At 63.0% G+C, this 18,531-nt stretch carries 8 protein-coding genes; 5 read left to right on the top strand and 3 right to left on the bottom strand.

The features are described 5' to 3' along the window. Positions 1 to 23: 23 nt before the first annotated feature. The 4 genes from ACWCOM_RS03875 (at position 24) to ACWCOM_RS03860 (ending at position 7,870) form a co-directional block, all read left to right on the top strand. Positions 24 to 1,973, top strand: a complete 1,950-nt coding sequence (locus ACWCOM_RS03875) for a hypothetical protein (protein ID WP_454547421.1) — start codon at positions 24 to 26, stop codon at positions 1,971 to 1,973. 70 nt (positions 1,974 to 2,043) lie between these two features. Continuing rightward, on the top strand, positions 2,044 to 3,999 hold the full coding sequence (locus ACWCOM_RS03870) for a TY-Chap2 family putative peptide chaperone (protein WP_454547420.1): 1,956 nt from the start codon (positions 2,044 to 2,046) through the stop codon (positions 3,997 to 3,999). A 577-nt stretch (positions 4,000 to 4,576) separates the two neighbouring features. Continuing rightward, a complete protein-coding gene (locus tag ACWCOM_RS03865; protein ID WP_454547419.1) occupies positions 4,577 to 7,000 on the top strand; it encodes a sigma-70 family RNA polymerase sigma factor in 2,424 nt (807 codons plus the stop codon). Between the two features lie 381 nt (positions 7,001 to 7,381). Continuing rightward, positions 7,382 to 7,870 (top strand): hypothetical protein, encoded by a 489-nt coding sequence (locus tag ACWCOM_RS03860; protein ID WP_454547418.1) that lies wholly within the window; start codon positions 7,382 to 7,384, stop codon positions 7,868 to 7,870. A 102-nt stretch (positions 7,871 to 7,972) separates the two neighbouring features. On the opposite strand, the gene ACWCOM_RS03855 is transcribed toward ACWCOM_RS03860, so the two are convergent. The 3 genes from ACWCOM_RS03855 to ACWCOM_RS03845 form a co-directional block, all read right to left on the bottom strand. Beyond that, a complete protein-coding gene (locus tag ACWCOM_RS03855; protein ID WP_454547417.1) occupies positions 7,973 to 10,729 on the bottom strand; it encodes a class I SAM-dependent DNA methyltransferase in 2,757 nt (918 codons plus the stop codon). Further along, the gene (locus ACWCOM_RS03850; RefSeq protein WP_454547416.1) at positions 10,726 to 14,016 is read right to left on the bottom strand and encodes a helicase-related protein; all 3,291 of its coding nucleotides are present in this window, start codon (positions 14,014 to 14,016) and stop codon (positions 10,726 to 10,728) included. The genes ACWCOM_RS03855 and ACWCOM_RS03850 overlap by 4 nt, the downstream gene beginning before the upstream one ends. 180 nt (positions 14,017 to 14,196) lie before the next feature. Further along, positions 14,197 to 15,954, bottom strand: coding sequence for a GmrSD restriction endonuclease domain-containing protein (locus tag ACWCOM_RS03845; RefSeq protein WP_454547415.1), 1,758 nt, complete (start codon positions 15,952 to 15,954; stop codon positions 14,197 to 14,199). A 696-nt stretch (positions 15,955 to 16,650) separates the two neighbouring features. On the opposite strand from ACWCOM_RS03845, the gene ACWCOM_RS03840 reads away from it, so the two are divergent. After that, positions 16,651 to 18,519 (top strand): hypothetical protein, encoded by a 1,869-nt coding sequence (locus ACWCOM_RS03840; RefSeq protein ID WP_454547414.1) that lies wholly within the window; start codon positions 16,651 to 16,653, stop codon positions 18,517 to 18,519. The last annotated feature ends 12 nt before the right edge of the window (positions 18,520 to 18,531 follow it).

Here is an 18,531-nt window from a genome sequence, read left to right as displayed (position 1 = left end):
TCTCCCGTGGAAGGACCCATGGCATGAGCGAAGACATTCCCTTTGGGCGGCGGCAGCCGCCACCCCGGCTCACCGTCGCCCAACAGGATCGTGCCGCTGGCCTACTGGTGGGTATGGCGGTTGGTGAATCAATGGCGTCAGGGAACCGCGCCGAGCGCGTCCCGCGCAGATACTCGGGCGACGTCACGGACCGGGCGCTGATCGCTGTGGAGGAGGATCAGCCCGAGCCCTTCGAGCACCTGACGTGGGACGCATGGACCTCGCCCCTCTTGCTCACCTTCGGCTACTTCAGCGGCCATGTCCTCCGGGAGCTCGGTCAGAAGCCCGAACAATTCTTCGGCTGGACCCAAAAGTTGGCGGAGGGTGATGGGGAGGAAATGGAGTACGGGGATCCCAGAGCACTCGGGGAGGCGTGCGGGTTGTGGGCGGCGATGCTTCAGCACGCTGTGCTGACCGGGGAAGCCGATCTGCGCGTCGGCCTGCAGTTCCTGAGCGGCGGCAGCTACCAGTGGAACCGTCGGATTTGCGACATGGAGCGGGGCCTCGACCCGGATCTTGACGGCGGTGGTCCCTATGACCTCTTGCACTCTGCTTGGGCCGCCGTGTCAACGTCCGGCACCACGAAGCGATCACAACGGTTCACCACGGGCATGGAGGCAGGGCGCTCCACGGACGGCAAGTGGACCGTCGGTCCGCTGGTGGGTGCAGCGCTCGGCGCGATCCACGGCTATTCAGCCATCCCGTGGGCCTGGCGACGGTTCCTGCGAGATGGTCGCGGTGACAGCATGGAGCACCTGATGCGCTCGGCGGTGTCTGCGGCGCTGGACCTCGAGCATGTCCCCGACCGCTGGCCTGAGTTCCAGCGGGCGGAGCCGCCCGAGTCCGTCTCTCCGGTGACGGTGGCCCACCCGAGCGACCCGGGCGTCCTGCTCAGTGGCATCGAAGCGCTGGAGGGAACGCGGACCGAAGCCGCCGTGAGCCTGTGCAAGCCGGGAGCGAAACTCCAACCTCCACGTGGCTCGGTGGCTGATCACGCCATTTTCTGGCTGGTCGATTCGGACGATCCACGGGACAATCCCAATCTGGACTTCGTGCTGGCGGATGCAGTCCGCGCCATTCTCACTCTTCGCAAGGAGGGCAAGACAGTCCTGTTGCACGGTCTGACCGGCGAAAGCCGGACGCCCACGGTGGCCGCGCCGTATGGGGCACTGATCTCCGGGCGGTCGGCGTGGGAGGAGTTCCAGCGGATTGCCCGCGCCCTTCCCCAGGCCGCACCCAACGCAGGCCTCCTGCGTTACCTCGCGTCCGCCGACGTTCGCCCCAGGGAGTTGACAGAGGACGTCATCGAGGAGCGAGCGCCCTTCGACCATTTGGCCGTGGATCGGCAACTCATCGAGCTCCTCAGCTGGACGATCGCCGCCGAGCTGCTCAAGAAGGACCACGCGGACGGATGGGTCGAACCGATGGACGGTCCCGGAGACGGATTCGTCGTCCTGCTGGGAGGCACCCGGATCGAGTTCCTGCGTGCGGGAGCGGGCATCGCCATAGACGGCGAGCCGTTCCTGAGCTGGTCCCAGCTCGTCACCGCCGGTGGGCCGCACCTCGTCGTGGCTCGTCTCGAGGCGGAGCTGGGTCTGCTGTTCAAGGGGTGCGTGGTCATCCAGACGACCACGTCCCCGTGGAAGGCGGAGTTCGCCGCAGCCCTGGTGCGGAGCGGATACGGTTCCACCCGGTCTGTGCGGGTGCAGCCGTTGGCCGAAGCCGAGGAGAGGTGGGGCTACATGCATGAAAGGTACGGCCCGAGATTGCTGTGCACCGTGAACGACTTCTCCTTCGTCGTGGACCAGACAGACGTGATCGCCACCGGGATGGCGCCCCTGTGGACCGCCGGCTCCGGCGACGAGGGTCCGGAGCTGGCGGCGTGCACTGTTCTGAACAGGTTGCTGGAGTGGCGGCGGGACCGCGACGAATGATGCCGCACCGGGTGAGAGCCAACACGGCCGCCTCGATGACCACTGTCCAGGCCCGCGATCGGAAAACGACATGAAATTAACCGGACCACAACAGGACCGCGCCGCCGGACTCCTCGTGGGGATGGCGGTCGGGGACGCTCACAGCCGCTTCACCTCAGATGCCGCGTCCGCCCGGCACACGTGGGGTCCGTCGACGTCGACCACTCGGGCAGCTCTTGACGTCCTGACGTCCTGGCCGGGTGCGCCCGCGACGAGCTGTAACTCGATCACGACCGACCTGGCTCGAGTTCGGGCGGACGCCCTGCTCTCGGCCGAGGACGCTGACTGGGTCGCGGCCACGGCCCGGGCGCCCCTGGCCATCGCCGCGGCTGTCTCTCTGACGACGCTCGGGGAGGTGCCACACCGGATATTCGACCTCGCCCGGTCCTTGGCCGGTGAAACCTTCGACGACGCTCTGGCCATGGCCTGTGGGATCTGGAGCGTGATGCTCGCCGAAACTGTGCGTTCGGGAGACGCTGACCTCAGGAAGGCAGCAGCACTGAGCGGCGAACCTGCCTGCGCCCGCTGGACGCAGATTGTCGACGAGGTGCAGGCGAGCCATCCTATGGATGTCGCCGGGGGCAACCTCAGCCTGGACCAAATCCAGAAGGCGTGGTCCGTCGTCGCCTTCGCGCAGCACACCCCGGGACCTCAACGGTTCCTCCGCAATGTCTCCGTGGAAGCACTCCGGTACTACCAGGCTGAGTCTGTGGGCGCTCTCGTGGGTGCCACTCTGGGCGCCGCACGCGGTTTCTCGGCGATCCCTTTCGCGTGGCGTCGCGACCTCACCGGCCCCACTGGGGGCACCGCAGACGAGCTTATGCGCTCCGCTATCACGGTGGCTTTCGGCCGTGACTTGAAATCGGATCGATGGCCGAACGCCGTGAGGATGGACTACAGCACGTGGCCGGCCCGGAACACCGTGGTGAATCACCCGGCCGATCAGGGTGTCCAGCTCGGTGGAGTCGGCGCGCTGGAAACAATGGCACCGTCCGCGGCGGTGAGTCTGTGCCGACTCGGCACGGCCCAGCGCCCCGCCTCGGTGCAAGAAAGAGACCATGCCAGCTTCTGGCTCGTGGACTCGGACCAGCCCGCGGACAACCCCAATCTCTCATTCGTCCTGGAGGACGCGGCCAACACCGTGAAGCTGTTCCGGGCGGAGAGGAAGAGAGTGCTGCTCCACTGCGTGCAGGCGCAGGGCCGCACGCCCGCCGTCGCTGCACTCTACGGGCGTCTGATCACCGGGGAACCCGCCATGGACCAACTCGCGCAGGTGGTCAGTGCGTTGCCACCCGTCCACATCCTCGAAGCATTCGCACGAGAACTCAGGAACCACTCCTCCCTCCCGGCGCAGGAGGACCAGTGGTATCACCAGCAGGGTCCCAGACGGCATGTCATCGAAGCGATCAGCTGGTCAGTCGCCGCAGAGCTGCTCCGCCTCCATCCAGATGCCTGGCTTGAGGTCGCCACGGAGGGAAGCGGTGCACACGCCCAGCAGTTTGAAGTGGCGTTTCCCGGACAGGGCTACGTCGGGTTCCGGAGATCAGGTTCGGGAATCGTTGCTAAGGCGGGCTTCCGATCCTCCTGGCCAGAGGCAGTCATGAGCGGCGACGTCCATGGTCTTGTTCTCCGTATTGAGCAAGCCATGGGACTTGTTAGGCCCCCTGCAGGGCGAACACTTTCTGCCCCCGCTCGCCTAGCCGCGTTGGCAGCCGCTGTGGTGACCATGAGCTACGGCACAGTCCAAGACATCGCGCTCGCCCCTTCTCCCCGCTGGGAAGGCGACTACCTCCATGGAACACGTCCCACGGAGCAGCAGGTGCACATCGGCGTGACCGGCCATCACATCGAGGCTCGGGACGACGGGACGATCCGAGTCGACAGCCACCTGTACGCCCTGCCCACGACTCGACCTGCCATCCAACAAGTGGCCCAAGAGATTCTCCAGGCACTCGGCGTGCTCACTGGGGGACGCCATGCCGAGTGATTTTCGAGTCAACCCACCTGATATCCATCCCGATTGCTGTGTTCGCTACGAGGAAGATGCCGTGAAAACCGTACGGGAGCGAGGCGCCAGAGCCCTGACCCGCTGGCTCAAGGAGCGCGGTCGGATAGTTTGTTCCGCGCACCGGCGCCCATAGACGTCCTCAACACAGGGAAGCACGTCTCGCGGAGACACATGCGTTGGCCCACCCGGACGCGCGGTGACTGACAGACGACCACGCGTTTTCCGCCATTCGAACGGGACGCACAGCTGGAAAACTGGGTATGGGCGTTCGTCGACGTCAAGGTCTCGACGGAGGTCGCCGATGTCAACGTCCTGCCCAAGCACGCCGTGCGGCAGGCCATCCCCGACGGACACGCAAAGTATCTCGGTCTCCGAGGCGGCACTCGTCTCGTCACCGCCGCCAGCACGCATTTCGCCGCGAGCAACCGCATGGTCGCTCTGTTGCGCCGTTAGGACATTACGAACTGGTAAGGAAGTCGACTCGCTGATTTAGGGTGTCCTACCGCACAGTTACTTTTACAAGGAAACAACTGCCACTGTCCATTGTGAGGTTCCCGTGCTCCTGAAGATCGATCCGCCGGTCCGGCAGGTCAACGACGCCCCGTCGGCTGCGCAGGACTACCCGTTCCTGTACACGTGGCAGGTCGAGGCGCTCGACGCCTGGCACGCCGCCGGCCGACGCGGAGTCGTGCAAGCGATCACTGGCGCCGGCAAAACCGTACTCGGCCTCGTCGCGGTGCACGAAGCCTTGAGGATCGGGCAGAACGCGCTGATCCTGGTGCCGACGATCGAGCTGCAGCGCCAGTGGCTGGGCGCCCTCAAGCGGCACCTGCCGTCGGCGTCGGTGGGCGCGCTGGGCGGCGGCTCGACGTCGTCGTTCGCGCAGGTGGACGTCATCGTCGCCGTGGTGCACTCCGCCGCCCGGCAGGAGGTCTTGAGCAGCCACCGCCAGGGCGTGGTGATCGCCGACGAGTGCCACCGCTACGCCGCGCCTCTGTTTCAGTCGGCCCTCTCCGAGCGGTTCGTCCACCGGCTCGGCCTCACCGCCACCTACGAGCGCGCCGACGGGGCGCAGAGCACCGTCCTGGACCCGTACTTCGGCGGCGTCATCTACGAGCTCTGGTACGACCGCGCGCTGGACGACGGGGTCATCGCGCCGTTCGACATCGCCATGGTGGGTGTGGACCTGCGTCCCGACGAGATGGCCCAGTACAAGGAGCTCACCTCCGTCATGGTGGAGACGCGCCAGTCGCTGCTGGGCTATCCCACCGTGCCGGAGCAGCCCTACGCGGCGTTCCTCGCCAAAGTCACGGAGCTGGCCGGACAGGAGGCCACCGCGCCGATCCACTTCCTGGCCAAGAAGTACGTCAAGGCCCTGGCAGCCCGGTTGAAGATCCTCTCGGGCACCGAGACCAAGACGAAGGCCGTGGCCGCACTGGTCAGCGTGTTCCGACGGTCCGGCGGCTCCCTCGTCTTCACCCAGACCCAGGAGTCCTCCGAGGCGTCCAGGGACGCGCTCATCGGCAAGGACATCACGACGGGGATGGTGCACGCCGATGTGCCCGCCCTCGAACGCCGGCTGGTACTGAAGGACTTTGCCGCGGGCCGCTACAAGGTGGTGACCGCCCCGCGGGTGCTCGACGAGGGCATCGACGTACCCGAGGCCGACTTCGCCGTCATCATGGCCTCGCACCGCTCGGAGCGGCAGTTCATCCAGCGCTTGGGCCGCGTGGTGCGCCTGAAGCAGGACGGCCGGCACGGCCGTCTTGCGGTCCTCTACGCCAAGGGCACCGTGGAGGACCCGGATGTGCAGGGCGATCACAGCCTGGACCGGGCCATGCAGCATGCTCGGGAGATCGGCTTCTTCGACCTCGGCACCGAGCTCGCCGACCTTATCGACTTCCTGCTCTACCGCCCGGAGGACCTCTGGGGAACGCCGCCGGCGCGGCCGCCGTGGGAAGGACCCTTCTTCCCGGTCCGGGCCCCTGACGGCGTCAACGACGACGCTTCTCCCGGCGGAGGCCTTTCCGTAGGCGGCGTCGAAGGGCTCACCGTTCAGGTGGTTCCGCCGGGAGGCCGGCCGACCGCCCAGTCCGAGGACCCGGTCCGCCAGTACCTCAAGGAGATCGGCAGGGAGCCGCTGCTTACCGAGGAGGAGGAACGGGAGCTGGCCCTCGACATCGAGGCGGGCCTGGCCGCCGAGCAGATCCTCGCCGGAGAACCGCTGCAGTGCACCGCGAGCTACGTCGAGCTGCGCGCCATGGTGCGCATCGGGCGGAGCGCTCGTGAGCGAATGATCACCGCGAATCTGCGGCTGGTCGTGAGCATCGCCAAGCGCTACCTCGGCCGGGGCCTGGAATTCCTGGACCTGATTCAGGAGGGCAACATCGGCCTCATGAGAGCCGTCGACAAGTTCGACTGGAAGCAGGGTTTCCGACTCTCGACCTATGCGACTTGGTGGGTCAGGCAGGCGATCACCCGCAGCCTCGCCGACCTCGGACGGGCCATCAGGATTCCCGTCCACTTCTACGAGTTGATGACCACCACGCGCAAGAGCGTCGCGGCCTACCGTCAGGAGCACGGCAGGTGGCCCTCCCGCCACCAGCTCGTGACGATGTTCGACATCACCCTCGATCAGGCCGATCTGCTCCGTATGCATGTCAAGGACGTCGTCAGTCTGGACGGTCTGCGTGACGTCGGTCAGCAGGAGTGGGAGCAGCTGGAGTCGATGCTGTCCCACGGCTGGGTGGAGTCGCCCGAGACGATGTATCTGTCCGCTGAGCAGCGATCGTACGCCGAAGGACTGCTCGACACCCTGCCGGAGCGCGGCGCTAGGATCCTCGCTCTGCGCTACGGCTTCGTGGACGACGTCGAGTGGACGCTCGACGCCATCGGCAAGGAGATCGGCGTCACGCGAGAGCGGATCCGCCAACTGGAGAAGCGGCACCTGAACGAGCTGAAGGAACTAGTGGGTTCATAGTCAACGAAGACTTTTTACAGCACGACCATGTCGCCGGGTTCTGAAAGTTAGCTTCTTATCGTTTGTCCGTGCGCCCCTCCGCCACGCAAGCGTCGATGGTCGTGGCAGTGGCCATGGGCATACCTGATCAGCTTTCCCATGCCCACCTCATCCGTCTCACAATTGACATTGAGTATCCGATTCTCGGGCCACGAATAAAGCATAAGGATGCGAGACACTAAGATCCGCGGAAGCATGCGGGCGCAAACTCTTCGGACGAGACGTCTCGCATTCCTTGCCTTCCAAGACGTCTCGATGCATAGGCGCCGTGAGTGCACAGGCATACAATGCAATGAATACGATGCATATTATGCCCCGCATCCACTGACTACAGGAGTAATCATGCCGTTCGAGGTGTTCGACAAGAGGATGACTCCGCTGGTCAAGGCGCCGAGTATCACCATTCAGAAGCGCGGCGTGATATCGCTGAACAAAGCGGCCCACGACCTCGTAAACAACGCCGAAACGGTGGAACTGCTCTTCGACCGCGACCGGCAGGTCATGGCCCTGCGTGCCACCGATGACTCCTCTCCGCACGCCTACGCGGTGCGCCACGGTTCTAAGCGCGGCTCCGGGCAGGCCATCGTCTCGGCCACCGCCTTCACTCAGCACTACGGCATCGACACCACCGCCACCCGGCGATGGAAACCCTTCATCGAGGACAGCATGCTCTGCGTCGACCTCACCCACGAGGGCACCGTCATTACCGGCAACCGCACCAAGCCCTCGACACCGGCCCAGGACACTGAGTGGGTAGAGGCGGCGGAGGACATGAACGCCGTCGCTTATCAGGAGAACCCGACTAGCGATGACGCCCCCGTCGAGCCCTGACCAACCAGACGTCGGCACCGCCCTGTTCTATGATCCGCTCACCCGGAAGGGCCCTTCACCCATGGCCGAGAAAGCTGTCAAGCGCTCAATATTTGAACTCCCCTAGTGAGCGGTCATTTCGGCGTATCGGGCGAAGAGAACCTCCTGCCGCTGTTTCTCGCTCGTGCAGGTTCTCTTGGCCCCGAAAGCCCGGTCCACGACGGCGTCGAGTTCATCATGGGCCTCTTTTAGCTGAGGATCCATGCCATGCAACTTATAGTGCTCCGCAAGCGAGTATTCCGGATGGAAATCTCGAGCCGCGAGGACTCCACGCCCGGCTTCAATAATTTCTTGGCGAATAGCCTTCTCCACTGCTGGCAACGGCAGGTTGTTCCACACCAAAGTGTTAGAAAATCGGATGTCTGACTTAAGTCGACCTCCTACGGTTTTCTGCCAAGTGAGGAACATGGACGATGAAGCCACGGCAAATAAATACCCATCCGGGTCTTCCGCCTTGAACACCGCGTCGCTGACGATGGTGGTGGCCGGCAGATGCGCAACGGTAAAGTACGGTCGTCGTTCACTGACCACCCTGGGAAGACAAACATAGTCCGTGTCAGGCTGAGATCTTTGGCCGAACAGGTGCGGAGTCATTGCCATGGTCCGCGTGGAGGCCGCAGTGCTGGCCATACGGAACGTTCGCACAGACTCCAGCCGTTCGCGCAGAACGGGGGATCGTTTGACGTCGGCGGGATCGAGATCGACGAGCCACAAACACCAGCGCTCTTCTGCGCGCACGAGTTCGCGGGCGCCGATAAACAGGCGCAAGTACTCAGAAGCTACGGGATCCCTAACTACTTCCTCGTACTCCTCCGGGGCGACCACAAGATGCCCCCCGTCACGGGGCATGTTGCCGAAGGTGGCAGGCGGCAGACCGGGTGCCAGTGGCGCACGTCGTTGCTCTACCAGGACGTTGGGGCCATCGACGAGATACCCGTTAATGAACTTGGCGGGTTGCTCATCTGGCACACCTCGTAGGTCTAAATAGGAAAACAGGCGGCCAAATGATTTAATATTCTTGTCGAAGCCTATAATCACGCAGTGAACAGCGGCAGCACTCGGTGCTTCAGAGGCCCATGCGAAGGTACGGTGGGCGAAACGAATACGCCATCCCGCTGCAAAGACTGGGCCAAACAGGGCTGGAACCGGCTCACCTTGGACGATGGAGTTCGTTGAGACAAAAGCCCAACGTCCACCATTAACGTCACGAAAGTAGTCCAAAACCTTGGCATACCAGCCAGTGACGTAGTCGAGCCGACCAATGTCCTTGCGTCTCCAGACGTGGCGAAGGTCCCCCGCCTGTTCGTCATTGCGTGTGGCGTGGCCCAAGAAGGGTGGGTTACCAAAGATAAATACATTACCTGAGGAGGGTAACAGATCCTTCCACTCAGTTTTTAGAGCATTGCCCTGCATAATAGCGGCGCTGACCTTGATGGGGAGTTTAGCGGGAGCGGTGCCGAACTCCTCGGCCATGGTTTGATTAGCTTGGTGATCCACCAAAAGCATGGCGGTTTGTGCGATGCGGGCTGGCCAGTCTTCCAGCTCAATACCGTAAAAGTGGTCGAGGCTGACTTTAACTTCGGTGGCACCTTCAAGATGAATCGCGGACTGCGCGCGGTTCTGGCCGCTTCTGCGACTGTCGAGGACGTCGAGTTCCTCGCGGCGCTTGAGCAGGCGTAGCTCGAGGGCCCGGAGTTCGCGGTAGGTGACGACGAGGAAGTTGCCGCAGCCGCAGGCGGGGTCCATAAAGCGTAGGTCGCCGAGGTGGTTGTGAAGCTTGGTGAGCTCAGCTTTGTTGTCCCAGGCGCGGTCAAGACGTTCCTCCAGCTCGTCGAGGAAAAGGGGACGGATGAGACGCTGAATGTTGGTTTCGGTGGTGTAATGCTCGCCGAGTTCGCGCCGGGCCTTGGCGTCCTTGACGGTCTGGAACATGGACCCAAAGACCGCAGGGGAGATCACGGACCAGTCGAATTTGCACGCCTCCAGGAGCTCGCCCCGGAACGTGGCGTCCAGCGGGGGGATGCTCAGGGTTTCGGCGAAGAGGCTGCCGTTGACGTAGCGGAAGCCCTCATACTGCTCGTCGAGTGTCCAAGGTTTGGCGTTGGCAGTCCCATTGTCGGCCTGCGGATCGTCGAGGACACCGAACAGCTCGCCCAGCTTAGTGCTGACCTCATCAGCAGTGACGTACTCTGCGATCCAGTCGCGAAAAGCGTTGGGGCGCCACATGCCGGTGTCGTCGCCGAAAAACAGGAATAGCAGCCGGCTCAGCAGCAGGGTGGCTTGGGTAGGTTCCATCCCGGCGGTGTTGAGGTGTTCGTAGAGGGTTCCCATCAGGCGGGCAGCCTGCTGAGAGGCGGTCTCGGACTCGACATCGAAGGCCACCCGCATCCGGGTCAGCAGTTGGGTGAGGGTGACGTCGTCATCGATGCCCAGCTCTATGGCCTTGAGCCGGCTCTCGAGGTTCTGGTCGGGTTCGCCCACGGTGTGGGGGTGGACCATGAGTTTGGCGTTAACCCCGCCGAGCTGGCGGTGGCGGGGCCAGCGCCATTCCTGGTGGGTTCCGTCGGAGAAGATGACCAGGCGTTCGGCGTTGGCCTTGCTCAATTCATTGTCGATGCCGCGCTGCACGGACCGGGAGGGGAGTTTCGGGCAGTGCCAAACGCGCAGGCCGCTGAAGGAGGCGACCTGGGTGAGGGTGTAGTCCTCCCCTGCGGTGGGTGGGGTCCAGGTCTTGTGGGTGTCGGGGCGGTCCCAGCCGAGTTCTTCGACGAAGAGCTTTGTGAACTCGTGACCGTCGACGAGGTCGAGGATGGTGCTCATGCGCTGACTCCCATGGTGGAGACGATCCGGATGGGATCGGTCCCGGTTTTGGTACTGATGGTGAGGTCGTTGTCCTGGTGCAGCCTGCGAATCAGGGCCAGCAAGTTCTCATCCGTGGCGCCGGCACGCCGTGCTTGGCGCAACCGATGAGTGGCGGTGACCGTCAGCGGGGCCTCGTAGATGGCGGAGACGGCTTTGTCGGTGACCGGGTCGTAGTTGTGCAGGGTCTCGCCGAGACGTTGCCAGATGATCTTGCGTTCCCCGCGCAGCCGCCCGGCGGTGTTCTCGGATTCCTTCAGCGGGCCCCGGACCATGGCCTCGACCAGCTCGTCGTGATCGCCTCGGCGTTCCAGGCCGGGTTGGCCAGGGGCGGCCTCAAAGGCCCGCAGGGCTTCGTGGCCGGTGAGCAGGCGGGTGGTCCCGTTGGGGTGGGCGTAGGCGAAGCCTTCGTTGCCGGAGTCGGTGCGTACATAGCAGGCCACTCCCTCCTGTTCCTGAAGCCGGGGGGTGCGGGTGGCGTCGATCATGTCCGGTAGCCCGGCGATGCACTCGGCCAGGGCCGGGTCGTCCTGGGTGGCTTTGCGCCAGACCTCGAAGGCCAGGGAGGAGGCGTCGACGTCTTCCTGGGCTTCGGCGTCGGCCAGGGTGCCGTCGTAGAGGTCCTTGATGACCCGCACTTCCCCCTCGGTGCCAAAGAACCGTTCGTCGGAGCCGAAGGCGCTGGCGTTCTCGGCCAGGCGGTGTTGGATGCGGGTGCGCAGGTTCAGCACGTCTTCTACGCTGCCGTGGCTGATTGTGTAGATCAGCACCTCCTCGGCTTCCTGACCCACCCGGTCCACACGGCCGGCGCGCTGGATGAGCTTGATGATCGCCCAGGGCAGGTCGTAGTTGACGACCACATGGGCGTCCTGGAGGTTCTGGCCTTCCGAGAGCACATCGGTGGCCACCAGCACCCGCAGCTCGTCCTGCGGGGTCAGGGGCTCATCGGTGGCGATCAGCCTGGAGTTCGATTTCGGGGAGAACCGGCGGGCCAACGCCGTCGGGTCTTCCACCTCACCGGTGGCCACATCCACCTGCTCCACCCCGAGCTCCTGGAGGGCCGCGGCGACATAGTCGGCGGTGTCCTTGTACTCGGTGAAGACCAGCACCTTCTCCCCCGGGTGCTCCTGCTGCACCAGACGCAAGAGGCCCGCCAGCTTCGAGTCCCCCTCCGGGCTCCACGCCCCGTAGTCGCTCAGCAATCCCTCGATGGCCTCAGAATCCGCCACCAAGTCACGGCGCAGATGGGAGGTGAACAGCTGCGGGCGGATCCATCGCACCGAGGCCGGAGCCTTTTCCTCGAGCAGGGCGTAGTCCTGGGCCGGTTCGGTCAGCTGCCCGCCCAGGCGCAAGGACGTGGTGCTCTCGTCCTCCACTTCGGCGTCCGTATCCCCTTGGAGGACGTTGGCGTCGATCGTGCCGGCCGGTAGCGGCAGGTCCTCATCGATGGCGTGGAGAAACAACCGGTTGCGGGACAGGTGGCGCTGCAGCGAGAGGATGAAGGAGTGCCCGCAGGAGGACAGGCGCTTGTAGAAGTTGGTGCGCACGAACCCGGCCACCTGCCCGCGGGAACGTTGCAGGTCCTCCACCAGGGATCGTTCGTCGTCATTCATCAGCCCTGCCGCTGAGGGTGCCAGGTAGGCGGCCAGGTCGTAGCGCGGCAGCCGCAGCTCCTGGATCGCATCCAAGGTGGTGTCGGCGACCATCTTCGCCGCCGGATCGTCCTCGGTGAACTCGTGGTCCACCGGGATCGCCCGGCGGTCGGGGAAGGTGAAGCGTTCCCCGTTGGAGAAAGTCAGGTACTGCCGCCCCGCCTCGTCCGTTTCGGCGTAGTTGTCGCGGATGAAGGACCGGGTGCGGCGCACCAGGTTCTCCCCCATCAGCCGCTTCCAGTCCTCGGGGTGTTCGGACTTTCGGAATGCGGCCAGGGTGGTCTGGCCGAACTCGAGGTTCTCCGCCAGGTGCGGGTTCTCCGCCAAGGCGTTCACCGGGGCGATGCCCAGGTCTTCGTCCTCATCGATGTACAGCCCCAGCTGGTTGGCTACATCCGTGAACCGCAGGTTGTACGGAGTGGCCGTCAACAGCAGCACCTTGGAATCGTTGACGCTGATGTACTCATGCACGGCGTTGTACGTACGAGTGTTCTCGTTGCGCAGCGTGTGGGACTCGTCCACGATCACGAACGGGTAGCGACGCAGTTCCGGCAGGTCCCGGTGAACCATGGAGTAGGGCACCACGCGCCCGTGTAGGTCGTAGGCCTCCATGTGGCGCTCCCACATCGACTGAAGGTTCTTCGGGCAGACCACCAGCGGCTGGTACCCGTGCTCATCGCGCAGCACCTGGGCGACCGCGATGGCCGTCAGCGTCTTGCCCAAACCCACCACATCGCCCAGCATCGTGCCGCGATGGGCCATCACCCGGCGGGCCAGGGTCTTCACCGCGGTGGCCTGGTACTCCAGCAACTGGCCGGCGATGGGGCCGGTGAGCACATACCCGTCCAACCCCTCCCGCACATCCCGGGACAGGTCGTGGCAGACCTTCAGGTACACCTCATACGGGGAACGTATCAAAGGAGACGCCCAGGACTCCTCCAGCAGCTCCAGCAGTTCATCCTGGATTGACAGCGACCATCGGTCCACCCAGCGCTCCTGGAACCACCGGGCAAGCTGCTCTGCTGCGTGCTGCTCAACAACGTCCGTGTTGAGCTCGAGGTTGCTCATCAGTCCTGGAAAGGTCAGGTTCGACGAACCCACGAAGCCGATGTGCGGGGCCGAGACGTCCTCCCGGTGGAAGATGTACGTCTTGCCATGGAGGGGACGACGGGTGAACACCTTGAGCTCCACAGCTCCCAGCTGGACGAACTCGTGCAGGGACTGAAGGGCCTCTCGGTCCTTTTGAGTCGGCATCCCGTGCATGAGCTGCTCCCGGAGATGGTTCACCAGTTCGTTTCGCCGCTCCCTGGCGCGAGGACGATCGGCCTCGGCCTCCTCGGAACCGTCCACCGCCCGCTGGAGGGCCTCCAGAGCTTGCCGGTGCTCCCCAGGCATGACCATTCCGATCAGCACTCGAGCGACGGGAAACTCGGCGCCGGCGGTCATCTTCGCGCGGACCTCGGCGTCCAGCATCTCCCAGCCCCGCAGGTTGAAGTACCCCACTGCCACATCCATGGAGCTGTACGCCTCGAAGACCTCCTGCAACCTCCACCCCAGACGGGTCTTGTCCTGTAGGTTGTCGAAAATCTGGGTCAATGTGCCTCCTGGGCGTTCTTCACTGGCTGCGTCCGCTTCCACGCCGTGTCGAATTGCCAACAATTAAAGACAACGGTCCCCTTTTCCCGGACTGCGCCCGTTGGATCGACTCGTTCCAGCGCCTACTGCCTGTTTCCTGCCATATCTCGCGTGCCAACCCTCAGCTCCCTCGTAAGCAAGCTACTCGTCGAATTCTCTAGTGACTCCTTTCCCAGTAACGCTTTCGATGGCCATGATGACGTCGTCAAGTCGTCGATCAATGAATTCCTCGTAGTTATCCTTACGCAATGGATCATCCTCATCGTCAGCATCCATGAGGTGCGATCGGAGAATCTCAACCAGTTCTTTTTCACCCAAGGTTTCTCGCAGGGCCTGAAAATAGATGCTTGGCGCCTTCGCTCCTATGGTTTTGTTTGTGACCGGATCGATAAGAACGCGGTTGAGCACTAGCTCAGAATTAAATCGACGACCCTTCTCGTCAGATTTGCCATTGAGGAAAGCTTTAGGAAAAATGTGATGGGAGTCGATTTTATCAGCCTTGACTCTTTCAGCAGTTAGCTTCATACCGTTGTGGAAATCACGCGCACCGGTCGTCACAGCAAGAGCAAGCATTCCGGCATTGAGGGCCTTCCGCCTCGTTGTTGCGGTCCGAAGAGAAGATTCCGCGAGGGAAAATTCCGAAACCGCCTCGGGTGCATCCTGCGACGAGTCAAACAGCCAGTACTTGAGTTTGGCGTAATCAGCGCCTGCTTGGCTATTTGCACCTTGATCATAATTAGTTGAAAATACAGTGCACCAAAAAAACTGCTTGAGTCGGTTCAGAACATTTACTTGTTCGGGACCCTTGACTTTTGCGATATCATCCCACACTGCCGCCATTGGAACGAGGAGCATGGTATAAGGGAGCAGCTTCGGCGCCACAACGCCGCACTCGGCTTGAAGCAGGTCCAGAACGCGTGCAAATCCTCGTACAACTGGCTCCCAGTTGGCTTGAACATCGCTCGCCTCCAACTTACGCAATACGTCGCTCCGTTGCGCGGAATTACGAGCTCTTAGTGTGATCGCTTGGAGCACACTATAAGCATCGATCGAAAAGTCCTCGAGAATTTCATGGTCTGCAACCGCCTGATCCCATAGGTCTCGAAGAAAGACATCTTCAGGGTAGAACCTAGCCGTAAGCAACTCAAAAGGCCCAAGCGGCTTCCCGGTGTTATTCAAGGTCTCGAAGACGGTTGCAACTGCCTCTATTTTGGTGTGACTCGGAAGCGTAACCACTGGAAACCCATACGAGCGGAGCGGCGTTAGGTAACGCTCACGGAATTGCCTTAGCAGCTTTTTAGTGGACTTCTCGTCCATACTGGAAGCGTAGTGGGCCGCGTATTCGTCGAGCCAGTCATCAAAATCTCGATGTTCATCCACGGCAAAAACATGCTCTTTGATGCGCGCGCCTCGGGACTCCAATGCCTTGGCCTCTTTTGACTCCACTGGATGCCAAAAGACCGCGTTCTCGAACTCAACATCTGACTGGTCAAAAAGCTGACCCTCAAGATTTGATTCTGACGGAAGATCAACAAATTCGCGAATTTTCAGATAGAAGCGCTCCTCCCCTACACCATTCAACGCTCGATAGAGGGAGGTCAGCCTTTGCTGGCCATCCAATATGAGTTCCTGCGGGTGTGTTGTGCGGGAGGGTGCGCCCTCAACAGCGCGCCAACCGAACTTCTGATTCTCAGGTCCAACTGCCCAAAAGAGAAACGTGCCGGCGGGGAACCGGGACATCATTGAACGAAGCAGCGTAGCTGTTCGCTTCGGCTCCCACGTAAAGTCTCGCTGAAAATCCGGAATGGCGAGCGCCCCATTATGAATCTTTTGAAGCAAGTAATCCAGGTGCGCAGGGTTCGCCTGAAATACCGGGTCTGCGTCATAGGCACCCACCATGGTGTCACAACCCCACTTCCATCAGCTTTTTATTATCGGACGATACGAAGCCTATCCGCTGCGGTCGGACGTCTGGTGATGTCGGCCCCTGCCCCTACCTCGTGTCGGGGCAGACGTCAATGGGACCCCTCGGGACTTCTCGTAGACTCGCATGTTTCGAGCTAGGACCGTGTCGGCGGGCATAAACGGCCTAGCTCGGCTGCGCAAGCTCACGACAGATGGACGGCCAACGAAAGCAACCGCTCGCGAATGGGACGGCCGCCGGCCGCCGATTCGCGTGCTGAGGTCCGGCGCGAGCGAAACCTGTCCCCACTCTGCCAGAGACAGCCCGCCCCCAGCTGTCGAAGAACTCGCCCAAAGGGAGACCAGCGACTTCACGGCGCGCCATGCGCACTAACCGTTCAGCGCCGTTGTGCTGTGCTGGCGCAGCATTGACCTGATCGTGACCAGGGCACCACCGGCGATGCCCGCCACAAAATTCCTCAGCACCACCCACACCAGTCTGATCAACCGGCGAGAGTGCCCGCTCGTGGGGCTCCAAAGATCCAGTTCGGCGCATGGCCGCGTGCGCCGAAAGATGTCGCCCTCCGGTCATAAGATGCCAAGACATTAGGTTCACGCCGCGGAGGGGCGACGGACCCCAGCACCCAGGCGAGATGCACACGCCGCTGACAGAACAGGGACACGATGTCACAAGTGGTGGAGACCGAAGATCCAGATGCACTTGGACCGCGCGACTACCGCGCGTTCATGCGCACCGAGACGCCCCAGCTGACCCTTCCCACTGTCCAAGACCAGTTCGTGACGTGGTTGCGCGACAAGGGCATCGACTTCGACAGCACGAACCGTGTCGAATTCATGGCGAGGGGGGTCCGGGCGTCGGTCGTCGAGCACACCCGGGGTCATGACGACTACGTCCGGTGCCGGCTCGTCGAATCGGAGACACCCCAAGGCACGTGGTGCACCGAGGTGGTGGCGTCCTCCGCCGGATGGATCGACCTGACCGTCACGAATTCCGAGGGGTACTTCGTCGCCGTTCCCAAACTGGCCCGGTATCTCATGCAGGCCCTCGATGTGCGCGACGCCTCGATGCAGCTCCTTGACGAGGTCAAGCAGTGGGACATCAACGAGGTCGACCGGCTCGTGGAGCTGCTCGAAGACCAGGACCGGCACGGGCTCGTGTTCGTCGCGGGGACCGGTGACGAGCCGGACCTTTACGAGGCTTTCCGGAAGCGGGTGTCCACGTGGACCCGTGAGGTGTTCGGCATGGCGCAGTCGATCGTCCTTACACCACGCGCCACCCAGATGCTCAGCGATCGACTGGGCTACCACGCCGTTGGCCCATGGATGTTGCGGACGTACTACCCGGGAGTGGCGCCGGCTCAGATCGTGGACTCCCGCCGCCACCGGTATTTGACGACGGCCACCCTCGCCAACGAGAAGGACTGGCGGCTCCGGCAACTCCTGGCGAACACCGCCCGCCGTCATGCGGCCACTCGCCTGGATCCGACAGAAGTCATCCGCGCGAAACGAGCCTTCGCCCGCGCGGAGACTCGTGCACTGCTCGCGGCTTTCGGGGAACCCACCCCCTCTGACCGCGACCGCACAGAGGTCGTCCCGTCGCCAGCCGTCATCAGCGCCGCACCGACGGACGCGAAGCCCCAGGCGCTGGACCTCGAGGACATCGACACAGATTGTACCGAACCTCCTGCCGTCGCTGCGGCGGAGGCGCAGCTCGATCTCGTCCGTTTGGTCCTGGGCATCACATCCATCACCCGCGTCGCCCTGGAGCAGGCGATCCATCCCGGCCACACCGCGCCGTCTCCCGAAAGCCTTCGCAGCGGGGCGTTACAGGCGGCTAGCCTGCGCATCAAGGAGCAGCTCGATCGGATCGAAGAACTCGAGGACTTTCGACGCGATGCGGTGCGCGCGCTCGAGGATCAGCAACTAGAGCGTGCCGAGCTACAGGACGATCTGGAGAAGTCCCGTCGGACGGTCCGCTGGTTGCGGGACCGGTTCGCGGAGATGTCCGACTACGAGACAGCCTTCGGCGAGGCGCCTGAGGACACTCTGGAAACCTATCCCGCGTCGTGCGTGGAACTCATTGATCGGCTGGGGAGAGACCAGGACGTCCTGGTTTTCACAGGTGATCGGAATAAAGCACGTGTCGTCGACGACGCGGACACCCTTCAGCTGGCCGTGCGAAGCGCATGGGAAGCCTGCATTGCACTCCGCGAGTACGTCCGGGCGCGCAACGATGGCAACTGGGACAATGGCGTGGACCAATTCCTGAAGAACCGGCCCGAAGGCTACGACGGGATCAGCGCCGGCAAGCACGGCGCGAACGAGACCGCAGTCACTATGAAGCAGTTCGGCGGCGAAAGGATCTTCCCAGTCCCGGCGGAGGTCTCGTCCGAACAGGTCATCGCGATGAAGGCACACTTCAAACTCGCCTCGATCGGGATGCTGAGTCCCCGTATGCACTACCACGATGACTACACGAACACCGGCAAGATCTACATCGGGTACATCGGCCGTCATCTTACGAATACGATGACTAACTGACGGAGTTGCGGA

This window comes from Kocuria sp. KH4 (genome assembly GCF_053711175.1).
Note: the sequence above shows the minus strand (reverse complement) of the source record. Positions and strands in the feature narration are given on the sequence as shown.